Below are 17,188 nucleotides of genomic sequence, written 5' to 3'. Positions count from 1 at the left end.
CCTCCCTCGCCGAGACACACCGGGATCACGCCATGCCCAGCACGCATCACACCAAGGTCCTCATCATCGGCGCCGGCCCGGCCGGCTACACCGCCGCCATCTACGCGGCGCGCGCCAACCTGGAACCGCTGATGGTCCAGGGCATGCAGCCCGGCGGCCAGTTGATGATCACCACCGATGTGGAGAACTTCCCCGGCTTCGCCGACCCGATCCAGGGTCCGTGGCTGATGGAGCAGATGCAGAAACAGGCCGAGCATGTCGGCACCAAGATGGTGTTCGACCTGATCACCGAGGTCGATTTCAGCCGGCGTCCCTTCGTCTGCAAGGGCGACAGCGGCGACACCTACACCGCCGACGCCGTCATCATCGCCACCGGCGCCCAGGCGCGCTGGCTCGGCATCTCGACCGAGGAGATCTACCGCGGCTTCGGCGTGTCGGCCTGCGCCACCTGCGACGGCTTCTTCTTCCGCGGCAAGGAGGTCGCGGTGATCGGCGGCGGCAACTCCGCGGTGGAGGAGGCGCTGTACCTGACCAACCACGCCACCAAGGTGACGGTCATCCACCGCCGCGACAGCTTCCGCGCCGAACGCATCATGCAGGACCGTCTGTTCCGCCACCCGAAGATCGAGGTGGTGTGGGACAGCACGGTCGAGGAGATCGTCGGCGAGGGTGACGGCAGCCTGGGCAACCCGCGCGGCGTCACCGGCGTGCGGATCAAGAACACCAAGTCGGGCGAGGAGCGGGTGATCCCGGTCGCCGGCGTGTTCGTCGCCATCGGCCACGAGCCGGCGACGTCGGTGTTCAAGGGCAAGGTCGCGATGGACGAGTCGGGCTACATCGTCACCGCCCCCGATTCGACGGCGACCGACGTCGCCGGCGTCTTCGCGGCCGGCGACGTCAAGGACAAGATCTACCGGCAGGCGGTCACCGCCGCCGGCATGGGCTGCATGGCCGCGCTGGAGGCCGAGCGCTGGCTGGCCCACCACGAGCCGGCCGCCGGCGCCCACGGCGACCCCAGCCCGGCCGGCACCTGGTAACCCGCCCCGCGGCACTCCCTCCGGAGTGCCGCGCCGGCCTCCATGCCATCACTTGCCGCGGCCGGTCTTCTCCTGGAGCGCGTCGATGCGCTTGGACGCCTCGGCCTTGGTGAGGTCGCCGTCGACGGTTTCGCCGGCCTCCTCGCTCAGGGTCTTCAGGTAGGAGGCCTGGGCGCCGGTCATCGGCTCGTCGCCGGTGGTCCAATCGTCCGGATCCTTGTCGCGGTTGGACGTGTCCTCGCCGGTCTTCGGGTTTTCGTGATGCCGGTCGTCGCCGTGGCGGTGGCTGTCGTGTTTCGTCGTCATTGAACCGTGCCCCTGAAAATGAGAACGCTCCATGAACAACGCGGCAGCGGAAAAGTTCCCGTCCACCCGGCGGTGACGGTGATTGCGCGGCTATGCCCTTGACGGGCTTTGCACAAAGCGCGGACTGTGATTCCCTTCAGGGCCAAACCATGAGGGAGCCGTCTTGCGCACGCTGAAACGCGGCCTCGGGCTGATCGTCACGGTCGCCGTCACCCTGCTGGGCCTGCTGCTGGTCACCTTCCTGATCGGGCGCGTCGTGCCGATCGACCCGGTGCTGTCCGCGCTCGGCGACCGCGCCAGCGCGGAGAGCTACGAGCAGATGCGCCGGGCGCTCGGCCTCGACCTGCCGCTGTGGCAGCAGTTCGCCCGCTATGTCGGCGACGTTTTGCACGGCGACCTCGGCGTGTCGGTGCTGACCTCCCGCCCGGTGCTGGAGGATGTGCTGCGCGTCTTCCCGGCGACGCTGGAACTGGCGACGGTCGCCGTGATCATCGGCGCGGTGCTGGGCGTGCCGGCCGGGGTGTTCGCCGCCACCCACCGCGGCGGCTGGCCCGACCACGCCATCCGCCTGCTCGGGCTGATCGGCCATTCGGTGCCGATCTTCTGGCTGGGGCTGATGGCGCTGCTGCTGTTCTACGCCCGGCTGGACTGGGTGCCGGGGCCGGGGCGCTTCGACGTCTTCTACGAAGGGCTGGTGGAGCCGGTGACCGGCGTCGCCTCGATCGACGCGCTGCTGGCCGGCGAACCCGACGTGTTCTGGAACACGCTGCACCACCTCATCCTGCCGTCGGCGATCCTCGGCCTCTACAGCGTCGCCTACATCGCGCGGATGACGCGCGGCTTCATGCTGGACCAGCTGCGCCAGGAATACATCACCACCGCCCGGGTCAAGGGCCTGTCGGAGGCCCGCGTCGTCTGGCGCCACGCGCTGGGCAACATCGCGGTGCCGCTGATCACCGTCATCGCCCTGTCCTACGCCGGGCTGCTGGAAGGGTCGGTGCTGACCGAGACGGTGTTCGCCTGGCCCGGGCTGGGGCTCTACATCACCAATTCGCTGCTCAGCGCCGACATGAACGCGGTGCTGGGCGGGACGCTGGTGGTCGGCGCGGTCTTCATCGCGCTGAACCTGCTGTCCGACCTGCTCTACCGCCTGCTGGATCCCCGAGCGCGATGAGATCCCCCCGATGAGCGCACGCGCTGATTCTCCCCCCCTCGGTTGGCGCGGCTGGCTGACCACCGACACGCCGCGGTCGCGGGCGCAAGCCCGGCTGGGGCGCGCCTGGGCCGGCTGGACCGGTTTCCGCCGCAACCGGCTGGCGGTCGCCGGGCTGCTGATCGTGGTGGCGCTGGTCGTCGTCGCGGCGCTCGCCCCGCTGCTGGCGCCCTATCATCCCTACGCCCAGGATCTGGGCAACCGGCTGCAGCCGCCGAGCGCCGCCCACTGGCTGGGCACCGACGCCTTCGGGCGCGACATCCTGTCCCGCCTGATCTTCGGGGCGCGGCTGACGCTGATGATCGTCGCGCTGGTGGCGGCGACGGCGCCGCTGGCCGGGCTGGTGATCGGCACGGTCGCCGGCTATCTCGGCGGCTGGGTCGACACCGTGCTGATGCGCATCACCGACATCGCGCTGGCCTTCCCCAAGCTGATCCTGGCGCTGGCCTTCGTCGCGGCGCTCGGCCCCGGCATCGAGAACGCGGTGATCGCCATCGCCATCACCTCCTGGCCGCCCTACGCCCGCATCGCCCGGGCCGAGACGCTGACGGTGCGCCGCGCCGACTTCATCAGCGCCGCCCGGCTGCAGGGCGCGTCCAGCCTGCGCATCATCCTGGGCCACATCATGCCGCTGTGCGTCGCCTCGCTGATCGTGCGGACGACGCTGGACATGGCCGGCGTGATCCTGACCGCCGCCGGCCTGGGCTTCCTCGGGCTGGGCGCCCAGCCGCCGCTGCCGGAATGGGGGGCGATGATCGCCAGCGGCCGGCAGTATGTGCTGGAGCAATGGTGGGTCGCCGCCATGCCGGGCCTCGCCATCTTCATCGTCAGCCTGGGCTTCAACCTGCTGGGCGACGGCCTGCGCGACGTGCTGGACCCGAAGGGGGATTGAGGCGATGGCCGACGACAACGCTCCCCTGCTGGAGGTGGCGAACCTCCGCGTGTCCTTCCCCACCCGCAACGGCGTGACCGAGGCGGTGCGCGGCGTCTCCTTCACGCTGGGCCGGGAGAAGCTGGGCATCGTCGGCGAGTCGGGATCGGGCAAGTCGATGACCGGCCGGTCGATCCTGCGCCTCGTCCCGCCGCCGGGCCGGGTCACCGCCGACCGGCTGGCCTTCCGCGGCGAGGATCTGCTGACCGCCTCGCCGCGGCGGATGCGCGCCATCCGCGGCAGCGGCATCGCCATGGTGATGCAGGACCCGAAATACTCGCTGAACCCGGTGATGACGGTCGGCCACCAGATCGCCGAGGCCTACCGCGTCCACAGCCGCGCCGGCGCCGCCGAGGCGAAGCGCCGCGCGCTGGAGATGCTGGAGGCGGTGCGCATCCGCGACCCGGAGCGGGTCTACGACCGCTACCCGCACGAGGTGTCGGGCGGCATGGGCCAGCGCATCATGATCGCGATGATGCTGATCCCCGACCCCGCCCTGCTGATCGCCGACGAGCCGACCTCCGCCCTCGACGTCACGGTGCAGATGCAGGTGCTGGCGATCCTCGACGATTTGTGCAGCCAGCGCGGCATGGGGATGGTCTTCGTCAGCCACGACCTGAACCTCGTCGCCTCCTTCTGCGACCGCATCCTGATCATGTACGCCGGCCGGGTGGTGGAGAGCTGCCGCGCGTCGGAGCTGCACGCCGCCCGCCATCCCTACACCCGCGGCCTGCTCGACAGCCTGCCGCGGCTGGATGTCCCGCAGGGCGACCTGCCGGTGCTGACCCGCGACCCGGCGTGGCTGACCGATGGAGCCGGGGGCGGGGTGGAGGGATGAGCGCGATGGCCAACACGGCGATGATCGACATCCAGGACCTGCGGGTCGCCTTCGGCCAGGGCAGCGACCGGGTGCTGGCGGTGGACGGTGTCTCGCTGTCGGTGGCGGAGGGCGAAAGCTTCGGCCTCGTCGGCGAATCGGGCTCGGGCAAGTCCACCGTGCTGCGCGCGGTCAGCGGCCTGAACGACGAGTGGACCGGCCGCATCGCCGTCGCCGGGACGGACCAGACCGCCCGCCGGCCCAAGGGCTTCTTCAAGCTGTGCCAGATGGTGTTCCAGGACCCCTACGGCTCGCTGCACCCGCGCCACACCGTCGACCGCATCCTGGCCGAGCCGATCGCCATCCATGGCCTGCGCGACGCCGACACCCGCATCGACCGGGTGCTCCGCGACGTCGGGCTCGGCCCGTCCTTCCGCTTCCGCTACCCGCACCAGCTCTCCGGCGGCCAGCGCCAGCGCGTCGCCATCGCCCGCGCCCTGGTGCTGGAGCCGCGGGTGCTGCTGCTGGACGAGCCGACCTCGGCGCTCGACGTCTCGGTGCAGGCGGAGATCCTGAACCTGCTGCGCCGGCTGCGGGCCGAGCACGGGCTGACCATGGTGCTGGTCACCCACAACCTCGCCGTCGTCGCCAACCTGTGCGACCGGCTGGCGGTGATGAACCGCGGCCGGCTGGTCGAGGAGATGACGGTGGACGACCTGCGCCACGGCGCCGCGCGGCAGCCCTACACCCTCCAGCTCCTGCGCGCCAGCCAGGGCTACGACCGTGCCGCGGCGGAGAGCTTCCGGGATTATGCCTGACAGTGCACGAAGCTCCCGTTGTCCGCCGTCATGCACTCACTCGGCCGCCAGCACGTCGGCGACCATGTCGGGCTGCTTTTCGATGACACGCAGGTAGGACGCGACGGCGGCATCCGGCTCCCGTCGCCCCTGCTCCCACTCTTGGAGTGTGCGCAACGGAATCCCGAAACGCTCGGCGAACGCCTCCTGCGAAAGACCGGTCGAACGGCGAACCCGCTTCGCCAGCGGCGGATGCCGCATCGAGGCGAGTTGCTCGTTGCTGAAGGTTTCACGGTCGTTCATCTGGATCACCATGAGTCGAAGGTTTGGCCATTGCTCAGGGGTTGGCCTTGAAATAGTGAGCCGCCTCGCGTTTGTCGGCCTCCCGCACGGAAATGAACCGCACCCCATCAGCGCGTTCGGTGTAGGTGACGGCATAGATCCTGCCATTGACCATGCCGAGCGCGTTGAAGCGCTCTTCGCCGTACTCCATCGACAGATCGACCGCTTCGATCAGATTCCGGTCGCGAAGGACCTCCGCCCCGAACGACAAATCCAGGCCGTGCTTGCGGCGGTTGATCTGGTTCTTGACGGGATCGAAAGGCTCGGCCATGGAGCATGATGCTACGTCATTGCCGGAGCCAACGCCAATGATATAGGAGCGCAGGCACTCCCGCCTTCAGGCCGGCCGCACCACGCACAGCTTGTCGTCGGCGCTCTTGGCCGCGGCCTTGTGGTCGGCGATGGCGGCGTTGATGGCGTCGGGGGTCAGCCCGTGGCCGCCAGGCGGGATGACCACGGCGACGCCGCTGGCCGCCAGCAGGGGAAAGCGGCGCTCCGCCCCGTAGCGGTCCTTGGCGAGGAAGCCGCCGGCCACCCGCGTGTCGGCGTCGTAGAGGCTCTCGGCGTCGGAGCGGAACTGCGCCAGCAGTTCGGCCAGCCGGGCCAGCGCCTCGCCCTCCGCGCCGCCGCTGACCGCCAGGAAGAAGTCGTCGCCGCCGATGTGCCCGGCGAAGCCGTCGGCGCCGCCGCCGGTGCCGGCCGTCCACGCCTTCAGCCGCTCGCTGAACATCAGGATGGCGCGGTCGCCCTGGCGGAAGCCGAACGTATCGTTGAAGGGCTTGAAGTTGTCGAAGTCGAGGTAGGCCAGCACATGGCCGCGCCCGGTGTCGGCCAGCGCCTGGTCGATGTGGCGGACGATGGCGGCGTTGCCGGGCAGCCGGGTCAGCGGGTTCTGGTCGGTCGCCATGGCGAGGTTGCGCTCGTGCACCAGCCGCAGCAGCGCCGCGCTCGACAGCACGCCGGCGTAGGCACCGCCCTCCACGATGACGATGCCGTCGTTGGCCGACTCGGTGGAGAAGGCTTCGATCACCCGGTCCAGCGGGGTGGAGATGTCGCAGACCGGCGAGCGGATGACCAGATCGTCCAGCCGGTCGCCCAGGCCGCGGTTGCGCAGCAACTCGCCGCCGAAACGCGAATAGACGAAGCGCTTCAGGTCGCGCTCGCGGATCAGGCCCAGCGGGCGGTCCTGCTCGTCGACGATCGGGGCGATGCTGGCGCTGCCGTCACCCTTGAAATAGTCCAGCAGCTCGGTCTTGCGCGAGTCGACGCGCAGGACCGGCAGCCGCTCGATCACCTCCGACAGGCGGCGGTGGGCCTCGCCCGGCTGGCGGCGATCGCGGCGGTTGAGGTCCTCGACGGCGGCGCAGCGGTTGGGCAGCGCCGTCAGGCCGGCATCGGGCCCGGCGATCAGCGCGCCCTGCGCGAAGTCGCAGCCCAGGTCGCGGCAGGTGTAGAACTCGGTCGCCGTCTCCACCCCGTCGGCGACGATCTGGATGCCGAGCGCGTGGGCGTGGCCGGCCAGCGCCGCCACCAGCGCCCGCTTGCGCGCGTCGCCATCGATGCCGGCGATGAAGAAGCGGCCGATCTTCACATAATCCGGCCGCGCCTCGTACAGGGTGCGCAGGCTGGCGTGGCCAGCGCCGAAATCGTCGAGCGCGATGCCGACGCCGCTCTGCCGGCAGCGGTCGATGGCGGCGTCCAGCGCCACCCCCTCGCCCATCGGGTGGCGCCCCGACAGTTCCAGCACCACCCCGGCCCGGCGTGACGCGGCGGGATCGCGAGCGAGCCAGGGCTGGTCGGGCCGGCCGACCAGCCGGGCGTCGAGCCTCAGGAACAGCGTCGCCTCGCCCCAGCCGGGCAGCGCCCGGTAGGCGGCGACCGCCTTGGCGTGCAGCGCGCTTTCCACCGTCGCCAGCGCCCCCGCAGCCTCGGCGGCGTCGAGCAGCGCCGCGGCGTCGGCGAAGCCGGTGCGCTCGAACCCCTGCAGCAGCGCCTCGAAACCATGGCAGCGGCCGGTCCGCATCTGGACGATGGGCTGGAACGCGACGCGGAGCGCCGCGACCGCCGATGGCCAGCCGTCGCCGCATGGCCTCGACCGGTCGGCCCCCGCCGGTCCGGCGATGGTCCCGGCCATCCTCGTCGTCAGCACAGTCATCGGAAGCCCGCCAAGCGCCGAACCCGGTTGATCAGCGTTCGCTTGTATCAAAGCTTCTTTGCGGTTTCGTGACCGCTCCGCCACGTCGTCGCGGATCGGCGCCCATGCCGCACACGCGCAAGCCGCAGGCATCCAGCGGTCGCGAAAACAGGAGTTGATCCAAGGATGGCGGTCACACGGTGCGGTGGAATGCGCGTTGCCGGTCGGTTCCCGCATCGCTATGCATGCGATGGTGGGAACCGGGCGGCGGAAGGGCCACCGCCCGCGTCCCACCAACCGTGGAGGCTTGAGTGGAAAAGACACTCAAACTCCTGGTCCTCCTGCTGCAACTGATCCAGGCAATCCTGGACCTGCTGCGGTAACGAGGACCGGACAGGAGGGCGCGGTGCCAGCCGCGCCCTCTCGTCCCCCAAGGATATGGTCAAACGCCCCCGTCCCGCAAGACCCCACCCACCACCGGAACGGTCATCGGCCGCCCCACCGCTCAATCCCCCCGCGCGCTCGCGGTCGGCGCCGCGCAGCCGGGTCCCGAATCGAACCCTCGTATCGCCAAGCCCGCCTGCGCTATAGGAAGGCCCCCGACCCGGAGCGATCCGGGGGATCGTCGGGGTGGTGCGGGGCGGAGCGGGAGGCGAGCGGCATGAAGGTCGGCATCGACATGGGGGCGACGAACGCGGGCACCGCCGCGACGCTCGACCTGGAGGAGCTGCTGGCGACCCGCCTCCTGGTGCAGGGCAACTCCGGCTCGGGCAAGTCGCACCTGCTGCGCCGCCTGATCGAGCAGAGCGCCCAATGGGTTCAGCAGGCGGTGATCGACCCGGAGGGCGATTTCGTCACCCTGGCCGAACGCTTCGGCCATGTCGTGGTCGAGGCCGACGCGCACAGCGAGGCGGCGCTCCAGTCGGTGGCCGCCCGGGTGCGCCAGCACCGCGTCTCCGTCGTCCTGAACCTGGAAGGGCTGGACGCCGAGATGCAGATGCGCCACGCCGCCGCCTTCCTGGGCGGGCTGTTCGATGCCGACCGCGATTTCTGGTACCCGATGCTGGTGGTGGTGGACGAGGCGCAGCTGTTCGCCCCGTCGGCCGCCGGGGAGGTGTCGGACGAAGCCCGCAAGGTGTCGCTCGGCGCCATGACCAACCTGATGTGCCGCGGGCGCAAGCGCGGGCTGGCCGGGGTGATCGCCACCCAGCGTCTGGCGAAGCTGGCCAAGAACGTCGCGGCGGAAGCCTCCAACTTCCTGATGGGCCGCACCTTCCTCGACATCGACATGGCGCGCGCCGCCGACCTGCTGGGCATGGAGCGCCGGCAGGCCGAGATGTTCCGCGACCTGGAGCGCGGGCATTTCATCGCGCTCGGCCCCGCCCTGTCGCGCCGGCCGCTGCCGCTGCGCATCGGCGCGGTGGAGACCCAGGGCCGCACCGGCAGCCCGACGCTGATGCCGCCGCCCACCACCCCGGTGGAGGACGCGCGCGACCTGATCTTCACCACCACCGGCCCGGAGCCGCCGCGCTACGTGCGCCGCCCGTCGACCTCGGCCAGCGCCGACCTGATGGCGCAGCTCGCCCGCGGCCGCGCGTCCGCGCCGCCGCCGGTGGACGACATTGCCGCCGAGCCGCCGGCGCTGCTGCCGCTGGAGCCGGAGGAAACCGCCGAACAGGCCGCCGAGCGCGAGGCGCAGTACGAGGCCGTGCTGGCCGAGGTGCTGGCCGATCCGGAGGCGCCCTACCGCTCGCTGGCGGTGCTGTACCAGGATTTCCTGGTGCGCTGCCGCGGGCGCGGGGTGGACGGCGACCGTCTGGCCCTGCCCGCCTTCCGCCGCAAGCTGGCCGCCGCCCGCGCCGGGGCCGGCAGCGGCGACGACCCCGCCTGGGAACGCGCGACCGGCGTCGCCGCGACGCTGGCGGAGGACATCCAGCCGGTCTTCCTGCTGCTGGCCCGCGCCGCGCTCGACCACGCCCCCTGCCCGTCCGACGCCGATGTGGCACGCGCCTGCGGCAGCCGGTCGAAGGGCCGCGGCCGCCGGCTGCTGACCTACATGGAACAGCGCGGCTTCATCGCCAGCCGCGGCGGCCTGGGCAACACCCGCGCCATCAGCCTGCCGGCGCTGGGCTGGGAAACCGCGCTGGGCGACCCGAACGCGGACCCCTACACCGACGACCCGACCGACAGCCCGGACCAGGGCGGCCTGTTCGCGACGGGGTGAGGAATCAGTCCGCCAGCATCCGCTGCATGAACAGCAGGTCGAGCCAGCGGTCGAACTTGCGGCCGACCTGCCGCAGGCGTCCGGCCTCTGCGAAGCCGAAGGCGGCGTGCAGCCGGATGGAAGCGGTGTTCTCCGCCTCGATTCCCGCCACCATCACACGCATGCCGCGGCCTTTGGCGTCGTCCAGCAACGCGGCGAGCAGGGCGCGCCCGATCCCCTGCCCCCGGCTGCCGGGATCGACATAGATCGAGTTTTCGACGCTGTGCTTGTAGCCTTCCCACGGCCGGAATGGTCCGTAGGAGGCAAAACCGAGCATCTTGCCCTCGACCTCCGCCACCAGGACGGGCATGTCCTGTGCCCGACGCTCCGCCATCCAGGCCCGGCGCTGCTCCAGCGTCGCGGGCGTCAGGCTCCAGACCGCGGTGGTGTTGAGGATGGCATCGTTGAGAATCGCGAGGATAGCGGGAAGATCCTCGTCAACGGCGGAACGGGTGTGGACGATCATCATGGTTGGCCTCGTGATACGCAGGGGTGATACGAGCCTCACCATGAATCCATTATAATGGATTTTTGTCCATCACGTTGAACAGGCGGCGGAAGCGGGACGCGCCGGCAGCAAAAAGGGCCGCCCTGCTTGCGGCCCTTCCGGTGTCGACGGCAACAGCGTTCTTCCTGTCAACTCCCCGTCGTTGGCGCGCTGACCGGCTTGCCGGTCTGGCCCCAGCTGGCGACGAAATCGCTGACGCCGGGGACGGCCATCATGTGCGAGTCCTTGACGTAGACGAAGCGCTTCGGGCCGAAGGCGTATTCGGTCAGGGTGACGCCCTTGTCGCGGCAGCGCTGGTATTCCGCGGCGGAGATCGGCCGGTCGGCGGCGACCATGTCGGGATGATCGAGCCCCACCCCGGCGCAGAAAGCGCGGAAGCCGGCGGCGGTGCCATGCGGGTCCAGCCGCGGCCGGATATCGGGACCGCCATCGTACTTGGCCGCGGCCTGGTCGATCGGCCCGCGCAAGGCGGGGCTGCCGACAATCCAGATGCCACGGGCCGCGGGTGGCGGCTTGGGGGCGGCCGGCGGCGGCAGCGAGGCGGTCTGGCGCGGCGGCTCGAACCCCGGCATCTGGCAGCCGGCGAGAAGGGCCGCGGCGGCCAGGGCGGTGGCCAGGGCCGCGGCCGGCGCGAGGGAACGGGTCATCGGGCGTGTCTCCGCAAAAAAGTCATCCGGCATCCGGGCGGCGCGAAGTGCGAGCGCCGCCCGGAGCGTTGACAATGAGAACGGCACCGCCCCGCTTCAACCGGCCAAGCCGCCGCTTCTCCGTTCGCGCCGCTCGCCATCCATGATCAAGAGCGATAGGATCGGCAGAACCAATGATCACTTCGAATGAATGGCCATGGCTCTCCCCGACCTCGACATCGACGCGCTGCGCGCCTTCGTCACCGTCGCCGACGCCGGCGGCTTCACCGCGGCGGCCGACCGGCTGGGCCGCACCCAGTCGGCCGTCAGCGTCAAGATCAAGAAGCTGGAGGAGACGCTGGGTCGCCGGGTGTTCGAGCGGACCAGCCGCTCGCTGGCGCTGACCCATGACGGGGAACTGCTGTTGGGCTACGCCCGCCGCATGCTGGATCTGAACGACGAGACGGTGCGCCGCTTCACCGAGCCGGCGGCGGAGGGCGAGTTGCGGCTGGGCGTTGCCGAGTATTTCCTGTCCGACCATCTGCCCCAGGTGCTGGGCCGCTTCGCCAAGCTGCACCCGCGCCTGCACATCGACGTGCGGGTCGGGCTGTGCGCCGAATTGGTCGACGGGCTGGAGGCGGGGGACCTCGACCTCGTCATTTCCCGCCGCGACGCCGGGGAGACGCGGGGGCGGGCAATCTGGACCGAACCGTTGCGCTGGGTCGCCGCGCCGACGCTGGAGATCCCCACCGACGGCCCGCTGCCCTTCTGCGCGCTGCCGGCGCCCTGCGTCTTCCGCAACCGCGGTCTGGCGGCGCTGGGCGAGGCCGGGCGGCCCTGGCGGGTGGTCTACACCAGCGCCAGCGTGATGGGGGTGCAGGCCGCCGTGCGCGCCGGGCTGGGCGTGGCGGTGCTGAGCGAATCCTCGGTGCCCGACGGCGCCCGGCGGCTGGGGCCGGAGGACGGCTTGCCGGAGTTGGGCACCGTGGAGATGGCGATCTTCGGCGAAACGACGCGCAACCGCCGCCTCGCCGAACCACTGGTGGGCTTCATCCTGGACAGCTTGGCGGCGATGCGCCCGGCCCGCCCGCCCCTGGCGCTGGCGAGCCGGGACGCGGCCTGATGCCAACGGCACCGGTCAATGACCGGTGCCGTTGGGGGGCCGCGACGGCGGCCGCGCGGGCACATGCCCGCGAAGCCAAGGTCCGCGGACGCGGACCGCCCGGCGCCTGAGGGATAAGAACGTTCCGACCGTTGGGCGGAACGTTCGGAAAGACTCAGAAGCCTTCCAGCACGATCTTGCCCCGTGCCTTGCCCGTCTCGATCAGCGCGTGGGCTTGGCGCAGGGTCGCGGCGTCGATGCGGCCCAGCGTCTCGGTCAGCGTTGTCCGCAGCGTGCCGGAATCGACCAGCCGCGACACCTCCGCCAGCAGCTCGTGCTGGGCGATCATGTCGGCGGTCTGGAACAGCGGACGGGTGAACATCAGCTCCCAATGCAGCGAGACGCTCTTGCGCTTCAGCAGGCGGACGTCGATCGGCTCCGGGTCGTCGATCAGGCCAATGCGGCCCTGCGGCGCCACCAGCGTGACCAAATCCGGGAAATGGCGGTCGGTCGCGTTGGTGGAGAAGATGAAATCGACGCCGGACAGCCCCAGCGCCGTCACCTGCTCCGCCATCGGGCGGCTGTGGTCGATGACATCGTGGGCGCCCAGCTCGCGCACCCAGTCGGCGGTTTCCGGCCGCGAGGCGGTGGCCAGCACGCGGACCTTGGTCAGCCGGCGCGCCAGCTGGATGGCGATGGAACCGACGCCGCCGGCCCCGCCGACGATCAGCAGCGACCGGTCCTGCCCGCCATCGCCTTCCCCGCCAACGCGCGGCAGGCCGAGCCGGTGGAACAGCATCTCCCACGCGGTGATGGCGGTCAGCGGCAGGGCGGCGGCCTCGGCGACGCTCAGGCTGGCCGGGCGCGGGCCGACGATGCGCTCGTCGACCAGATGGAACTCGGCGTTGGTGCCCGGCCGGTCGATGGAGCCGGCGTAGAAGACGGCGTCGCCGGGGCGGAACAGGGTGACGTCCGGCCCGACCGCCTCGACCACGCCGGCGGCGTCGAAGCCCAGCACGCGCAACGCGCCGTCGGCCGGGGCGGCGTTCCGGCGCAGCTTCACGTCGACCGGGTTGACCGACACCGCCTCGACCCGGACCAGCAGGTCGCGGCCGGTCGGGTTGGGGCGGTCGATCTCGACGTCGATCAGCGATGCGGCGTCGGTGATCGGCAGGGACTGGCGGTATCCGATGGCTTTCATGATGAGGTCGCCTTCGCGGTGGGAGGTGCTTCGGTTCCCAGGATGGAGGCGTCCACCGGATTTCGGAAATTCATAGTTCTTGTTTCACCCATGGTGAAACGCGATGGATGAGCGGGCGCGCGAGGTGACGCCAAAGGGGTATGGAATAGCCGGCCGGGCGGCGCTGTTCATACCGATGACCATTTCCGTCGCCCGCCGACCGCCGACAAGGACCAAGGCCATGAGCACTCCCCGCAACGCGATCCTGACCGCCCTGCTCCTGGCCGCGACCGGCATCGCGGTGTCGGGCTGCGTCGCCTACGATCCCTACTACCCGGCCTACGGCGAGTCCGTGGTGGTGCCGCCGCCGACCGTCTACGCCGCACCGCCGGTGGTGGTGCAGCCCGGCTATGGCTACGGCTACTACTACCGCCGGCCGTGGCGGGGCGATGGCGGCTGGCACGGCGACCGCGGCTGGCACGGCCATCACGACCATCACCATGGCGGGCGCGGCTGGCGCTAAGGCGCGCTCCCCCGGCGGGTTGAGCCCGCCGATCAGGCCGCGGGGTTCGACCGGTTGCGCAGCACCAGGATGGTGTGGTCGTCGTCGCGGACCACACCGTCGCGCAACAGGACCAGCGCGGCCAGCGTCGGGTCGAGATCGCGCAAGCCACGGTTGATGAACAGGGCCGGCAGGCGTGAACAGCCGCCGCTGTAGAGGACCACATGGTCGCCGGGGCCCCACAGCAGATGCACCGCCGCCGGCGCCAGCGGGTTGAAGCCGACCATCGCCCAGCGGGCGCCGAGCGACAGGATCTCCTGCCGGCGCACCACGGCGCCGGCGACGGTGCCGAGCGCGGTGTAGTCCACCGCCGCCCCGTCGAAGCGCAGCACGGCGATGGCGCTGCGGCCGAGACCGGCAACCTCCCGATCGGGGGCAAGGCCCAGTTCGGGCCGTCCGAGCAGATCGCGCCGGATGGCGTTCACCACCATCGGCGCCGGCAGGCCCGGCACCGTCGCCGCGACCACCGCCTCCACCTGCCGGATCACCGCCGGGGTCACCGCCGACGGCGGCAGGATGCCTTCGGCGTCGCCGCCATCGATCCCGCTGTTGTCCTCGTTCCCGACATCGCCGTCGATCAGCAGCGCGATCCCACAGGGCCCTTCCGGTCCACGGGCAGCGTCGCAGCGCACGAACCAGCTGTCGATCCGGGCCGACGCCGGATCATCCGGAGCCGCGCCATCATCCCGCGCGACCATCACCGCCCCGACCTGCGCCACCGCACCCTCCGGCGGCAGGTCCGAAGCACCCGGCCGCAGGACGCGGGCGAGCAAGGCGGTGCCGATGCCCGGCGTGGCGTGGATGAGGAAGCGGTCGGCCAGCCCCCGTGCCGCCGACAGGGCAAGCGGAAGAGCGTCGTCGGCCGGCGTGGAACCGGTGGCCGGGCTGCGGTCGTAGGCAAGGCATTCGACACCGGCGCCGCCGCGCACCCGGCCGATCAGCAGCGTCCCGCCACCCGGCTGGTTCATCGCGTGCCCGCCAAGCGCGGCGACCAGCTCGTCCAGCCGCGCGGTCTCGGCCACCCCCAGCACGCCGCCGGCCCGCTCCGCCGCGATCCGCCGCGCCGTGGCGATGTCCGAATCCGATGCCACGGCAATGCGACGGTGACCATGGTCGGGAAACATCGGACCGCTCCTGTCAGCGCGCTGGTTGCCAGTCCGGGCGACTGTACAATCTCCGACCGTCCAAACCCAGCCAAAGCACTGGTGTTCATTCACTTTTTCGGCGAGTGATCTCGCATGACAACATCCCGGCCCCGGCCGTAATCCGGGGGCGGCGGCGCGCGAAGCACAGCCCCGGGGCGGGATGGGCTCAGGTGGCGACGGCTTCCAGCAGGGCCGGGTGGCGCACCGGCAGCGGCATCGCGACCGGCATCGCCACCGTCCGCGGCAGGTCGCGGGCGCGCAGCATCTCCGCCGCTTCCCACAGGCGGCCAAGCCCGACGATCGAGCGGCAGCCGGTCTTTTCCATGATGCGGGCGCGGTGGACTTCCACCGTCTTGATGCTGATGCCCAGTTCCCAGGCGATGGTCTTGCTCTGCTTGCCCTCGACGATCAGTTCCAGCACCTCCGACTCGCGGCGGCTCAGCAGGGCGAGGCGGCGGACGGCGTCGCGACCACGGTCGCGCTGTTCAGCAAAAGGGCTGCCGGACGACATGCAGGCGCGCAGGCGGTCCAGGAAGGCGGGGATGGCGAAGGGGTGGGCGATGCAGTCGGCGGCGCCGGCCTTCATCGCGGCCACCGCGGCGTCGACGTCGCCGTGGTCGGTGATGACCAGCACCGGCAGGTCGTGCCCGTGCAGCGCGGCTTCGGCGATGAACTCGCCGGCGGTCATGTCCGGCAGGTCGCTGCGCAGGACGATGCAGGAGGACCCCGAACCGAGCACGGCGAGCGCGTCGGCGCCCGAGCTGTGGACCCGGCAGGCGATGCCGACCGCGCCCAATGCCCGCGCCAGCGTGCTGCGAGACAGAAGATCACCGTCGACGACGTGAACGAGACAGGCGGTTTGCATGGGCATCTGGGGGACCTCCACCACACAGCGGACCGGCGAACAGCGCCGGGCTCGGTATGGCGGCTGGTCCGTTCGGGAACGAACCGCCGCCATGACACCCATTTTAGCGGTCTTCCCTTATGGACTTCTTTAAGCGCGAGGGATAGCGGGTGTGTCTAAAGGGATATCGGGGATAATATCCGCGCGAACACCCAACACAGAAACCCAATTTATGCGCTATCCCTTGGATCCCTTCAAAACTACCCGGGGGCTTTTGCCAAGTAATTCTATAAAATCGGGAATACCTGCCACGCCCAAGCTGAACCATTACCCGAGTGGTGGCCTGTCAACGAAAGACATGGCCGTTCCTTCTTTTCATTCCAAGCATGGGACATTAAAATACAGAGCTATGGACATTTTGTGTCCGCACCCACCGGGCAGCCCGCGTCCGGCGGTCAGGTCCGCCGGCGGGTGGCCAGCACGATGCCGGCGGCGATCAGGGCGATGCCGAAGCCGTGGTACAGGTGCGGCTGCTCGCCCAGGAACAGGATGGCCAGCAGGCTGCCGAAGACCGGCACCAGATGGATGGCGAGCCCGGCGGTGTTGGGGCCGAGCAGTTCCACCGCCCGGTTGAAGCACAGGTAGGCGGCGATCGACGGGAACAGCACGGTGTAACCGACCGCCAGGGCGGTGATCGCGCTGGCCTGGACCGGATGGCCGGCGGCGGTTTCCCACAGATAGAAGGGCAGCAGTTCCACCGCGCCGATGGCGAAGGTGACGACGACGAAGCTCAGCCCGTGGATCGCCGGCCTGCGGCGCAGCAGCGTGGTGTAGGCGGCGTAGACCACCACCGCCGACAGCATCCAGACGTCGCCGGCGTTCAGTTCCAGCCCCAGCAGGGTCTGCGGATCGCCGTGGGAGATCAGCGTCGCCGCCCCGACCAGCGACACGGCGATGCCCAGCCCCTGCATCGCCCCGACCCGGTCGCGGAACAGGATGACGCTCATCAGGACGATCATCACCGGCATCGACGACTGCAGCATCACGCAGTTCAGCGCGGTCGTCGTGTTCAGCGCGATGTACTGGAAGGTGTTGTAGACGCCGATGCCGAGGGTTCCGAGCAGCAGCACGCTCTTCCAGCGCACCAGCAGCGGCGTCAGGTCGTGGCGCAGGTGCGGCCAGGCGAAGGGCAGCACGATCAGCATGCCCAGGCACCAGCGCCAGAAGGCCAGCCCGATCGGCGGCACCGATCCGGCGACCGCGCGCCCCAAAACCGCGTTGCCGGCCCAGAACAGGGGCGGCAACGTCATCAACAGCCAGGCCTGATCGGCGAGGCGGTGTCCTTTGGCGGAGGCGACGCGGTCGGCGGCCATGGCGCGTG

At 70.5% G+C, this 17,188-nt stretch carries 18 protein-coding genes; 8 read left to right on the top strand and 10 right to left on the bottom strand.

The features are described 5' to 3' along the window. Positions 1–32: 32 nt before the first annotated feature. Entirely contained in the window at positions 33–1,037 is a 1,005-nt protein-coding gene (gene trxB, locus TSO352_RS25460; RefSeq protein WP_109109919.1) for a thioredoxin-disulfide reductase, read from the top strand. 48 nt (positions 1,038–1,085) lie between these two features. On the opposite strand, the gene TSO352_RS25455 is transcribed toward trxB, so the two are convergent. Further along, complete coding sequence (locus tag TSO352_RS25455; RefSeq protein WP_109109918.1) at positions 1,086–1,343, bottom strand: DUF3072 domain-containing protein; 258 nt, start codon at positions 1,341–1,343, stop codon at positions 1,086–1,088. 163 nt (positions 1,344–1,506) lie between these two features. On the opposite strand from TSO352_RS25455, the gene TSO352_RS25450 reads away from it, so the two are divergent. Genes TSO352_RS25450 through TSO352_RS25435 form a run of 4 tightly spaced genes read left to right on the top strand, consistent with a single transcriptional unit; the run spans position 1,507 to position 5,122 of the window. Continuing rightward, positions 1,507–2,517, top strand: coding sequence for an ABC transporter permease (locus tag TSO352_RS25450; RefSeq protein WP_109109917.1), 1,011 nt, complete (start codon positions 1,507–1,509; stop codon positions 2,515–2,517). A gap of 10 nt (positions 2,518–2,527) precedes the next feature. After that, a complete protein-coding gene (gene nikC, locus TSO352_RS25445) occupies positions 2,528–3,448 on the top strand; it encodes a nickel transporter permease (protein WP_109109916.1) in 921 nt (306 codons plus the stop codon). A gap of 4 nt (positions 3,449–3,452) precedes the next feature. Then, complete coding sequence (locus TSO352_RS25440) at positions 3,453–4,325, top strand: ABC transporter ATP-binding protein (protein WP_109109915.1); 873 nt, start codon at positions 3,453–3,455, stop codon at positions 4,323–4,325. A 5-nt stretch (positions 4,326–4,330) separates the two neighbouring features. Then, positions 4,331–5,122 carry an ABC transporter ATP-binding protein gene (locus tag TSO352_RS25435; protein ID WP_247872529.1) on the top strand — a complete coding sequence of 264 codons (792 nt, stop codon included), beginning with the start codon at positions 4,331–4,333 and terminating at the stop codon, positions 5,120–5,122. Positions 5,123–5,158: 36 nt separating this feature from the next. Here TSO352_RS25435 and TSO352_RS25430 read toward each other — a convergent pair whose 3' ends face one another. The 3 genes from TSO352_RS25430 to TSO352_RS25420 form a co-directional block, all read right to left on the bottom strand. Then, positions 5,159–5,404, bottom strand: a complete 246-nt coding sequence (locus TSO352_RS25430) for a helix-turn-helix domain-containing protein (RefSeq protein ID WP_247872428.1) — start codon at positions 5,402–5,404, stop codon at positions 5,159–5,161. A 34-nt stretch (positions 5,405–5,438) separates the two neighbouring features. Further along, a complete protein-coding gene (locus tag TSO352_RS25425) occupies positions 5,439–5,714 on the bottom strand; it encodes a BrnT family toxin (protein WP_109109913.1) in 276 nt (91 codons plus the stop codon). A 66-nt stretch (positions 5,715–5,780) separates the two neighbouring features. Beyond that, entirely contained in the window at positions 5,781–7,598 is a 1,818-nt protein-coding gene (locus tag TSO352_RS25420) for a GGDEF domain-containing protein (RefSeq protein ID WP_109109912.1), read from the bottom strand. 640 nt (positions 7,599–8,238) lie between these two features. Between TSO352_RS25420 and TSO352_RS25415 the strand changes: the two genes are divergently transcribed. Continuing rightward, positions 8,239–9,801: an ATP-binding protein gene (locus tag TSO352_RS25415; protein WP_109109911.1), complete on the top strand. Its 1,563-nt coding sequence runs from the start codon at positions 8,239–8,241 to the stop codon at positions 9,799–9,801. Between the two features lie 4 nt (positions 9,802–9,805). Here the strand turns inward: TSO352_RS25415 and TSO352_RS25410 are convergent, their stop codons facing one another. Both TSO352_RS25410 and TSO352_RS25405 read right to left on the bottom strand, forming a co-directional pair. Then, the gene (locus TSO352_RS25410; RefSeq protein WP_109110872.1) at positions 9,806–10,306 is read right to left on the bottom strand and encodes a GNAT family N-acetyltransferase; all 501 of its coding nucleotides are present in this window, start codon (positions 10,304–10,306) and stop codon (positions 9,806–9,808) included. A 170-nt stretch (positions 10,307–10,476) separates the two neighbouring features. Then, complete coding sequence (locus TSO352_RS25405; protein ID WP_109109910.1) at positions 10,477–10,995, bottom strand: hypothetical protein; 519 nt, start codon at positions 10,993–10,995, stop codon at positions 10,477–10,479. 196 nt (positions 10,996–11,191) lie between these two features. On the opposite strand from TSO352_RS25405, the gene TSO352_RS25400 reads away from it, so the two are divergent. Beyond that, a complete protein-coding gene (locus TSO352_RS25400) occupies positions 11,192–12,097 on the top strand; it encodes a LysR substrate-binding domain-containing protein (RefSeq protein WP_109110871.1) in 906 nt (301 codons plus the stop codon). Between the two features lie 154 nt (positions 12,098–12,251). Here TSO352_RS25400 and TSO352_RS25395 read toward each other — a convergent pair whose 3' ends face one another. Further along, a complete protein-coding gene (locus TSO352_RS25395; protein ID WP_109109909.1) occupies positions 12,252–13,277 on the bottom strand; it encodes a zinc-binding alcohol dehydrogenase family protein in 1,026 nt (341 codons plus the stop codon). A 220-nt stretch (positions 13,278–13,497) separates the two neighbouring features. Here TSO352_RS25395 and TSO352_RS25390 point away from each other — a divergent pair, with 220 nt between their 5' ends. Continuing rightward, the gene (locus TSO352_RS25390) at positions 13,498–13,779 is read left to right on the top strand and encodes a hypothetical protein (RefSeq protein ID WP_109109908.1); all 282 of its coding nucleotides are present in this window, start codon (positions 13,498–13,500) and stop codon (positions 13,777–13,779) included. Positions 13,780–13,811: 32 nt separating this feature from the next. On the opposite strand, the gene TSO352_RS25385 is transcribed toward TSO352_RS25390, so the two are convergent. The 3 genes from TSO352_RS25385 to TSO352_RS25375 form a co-directional block, all read right to left on the bottom strand. Beyond that, positions 13,812–14,909: a hypothetical protein gene (locus TSO352_RS25385; RefSeq protein WP_247872427.1), complete on the bottom strand. Its 1,098-nt coding sequence runs from the start codon at positions 14,907–14,909 to the stop codon at positions 13,812–13,814. A 220-nt stretch (positions 14,910–15,129) separates the two neighbouring features. Next, positions 15,130–15,834: a LuxR C-terminal-related transcriptional regulator gene (locus TSO352_RS25380; protein ID WP_109109906.1), complete on the bottom strand. Its 705-nt coding sequence runs from the start codon at positions 15,832–15,834 to the stop codon at positions 15,130–15,132. Between the two features lie 428 nt (positions 15,835–16,262). Continuing rightward, on the bottom strand, positions 16,263–17,180 hold the full coding sequence (locus tag TSO352_RS25375; protein ID WP_109109905.1) for an EamA family transporter: 918 nt from the start codon (positions 17,178–17,180) through the stop codon (positions 16,263–16,265). Positions 17,181–17,188 lie beyond the last annotated feature (8 nt).

The sequence above is a fragment of the Azospirillum sp. TSO35-2 genome (assembly GCF_003116095.1).
Classification (GTDB): Bacteria; Pseudomonadota; Alphaproteobacteria; order Azospirillales; family Azospirillaceae; genus Azospirillum.
The sequence above is the reverse complement of the archived record's forward strand: the minus strand, read 5'-3'. Positions and strand labels throughout refer to the sequence as shown.

What these genes read in the sequence shown, in the direction of transcription:
- trxB (WP_109109919.1), top strand. Translation starts at nt 33, where the DNA reads ATGCCCAGCACGCATCACACCAAGGTCCTCATCATCGGCGCCGGCCCG.
- TSO352_RS25455 (WP_109109918.1), bottom strand. Translation starts at nt 1,343, where the DNA reads ATGACGACGAAACACGACAGCCACCGCCACGGCGACGACCGGCATCAC.
- nikC (WP_109109916.1), top strand. Translation starts at nt 2,528, where the DNA reads ATGAGCGCACGCGCTGATTCTCCCCCCCTCGGTTGGCGCGGCTGGCTG.
- TSO352_RS25440 (WP_109109915.1), top strand. Translation starts at nt 3,453, where the DNA reads ATGGCCGACGACAACGCTCCCCTGCTGGAGGTGGCGAACCTCCGCGTG.
- TSO352_RS25435 (WP_247872529.1), top strand. Translation starts at nt 4,331, where the DNA reads ATGGCCAACACGGCGATGATCGACATCCAGGACCTGCGGGTCGCCTTC.
- TSO352_RS25430 (WP_247872428.1), bottom strand. Translation starts at nt 5,404, where the DNA reads ATGAACGACCGTGAAACCTTCAGCAACGAGCAACTCGCCTCGATGCGG.
- TSO352_RS25425 (WP_109109913.1), bottom strand. Translation starts at nt 5,714, where the DNA reads ATGGCCGAGCCTTTCGATCCCGTCAAGAACCAGATCAACCGCCGCAAG.
- TSO352_RS25420 (WP_109109912.1), bottom strand. Translation starts at nt 7,598, where the DNA reads ATGACTGTGCTGACGACGAGGATGGCCGGGACCATCGCCGGACCGGCG.
- TSO352_RS25415 (WP_109109911.1), top strand. Translation starts at nt 8,239, where the DNA reads ATGAAGGTCGGCATCGACATGGGGGCGACGAACGCGGGCACCGCCGCG.
- TSO352_RS25410 (WP_109110872.1), bottom strand. Translation starts at nt 10,306, where the DNA reads ATGATCGTCCACACCCGTTCCGCCGTTGACGAGGATCTTCCCGCTATC.
- TSO352_RS25405 (WP_109109910.1), bottom strand. Translation starts at nt 10,995, where the DNA reads ATGACCCGTTCCCTCGCGCCGGCCGCGGCCCTGGCCACCGCCCTGGCC.
- TSO352_RS25400 (WP_109110871.1), top strand. Translation starts at nt 11,192, where the DNA reads ATGGCTCTCCCCGACCTCGACATCGACGCGCTGCGCGCCTTCGTCACC.
- TSO352_RS25395 (WP_109109909.1), bottom strand. Translation starts at nt 13,277, where the DNA reads ATGAAAGCCATCGGATACCGCCAGTCCCTGCCGATCACCGACGCCGCA.
- TSO352_RS25390 (WP_109109908.1), top strand. Translation starts at nt 13,498, where the DNA reads ATGAGCACTCCCCGCAACGCGATCCTGACCGCCCTGCTCCTGGCCGCG.
- TSO352_RS25380 (WP_109109906.1), bottom strand. Translation starts at nt 15,834, where the DNA reads ATGCCCATGCAAACCGCCTGTCTCGTTCACGTCGTCGACGGTGATCTT.
- TSO352_RS25375 (WP_109109905.1), bottom strand. Translation starts at nt 17,180, where the DNA reads ATGGCCGCCGACCGCGTCGCCTCCGCCAAAGGACACCGCCTCGCCGAT.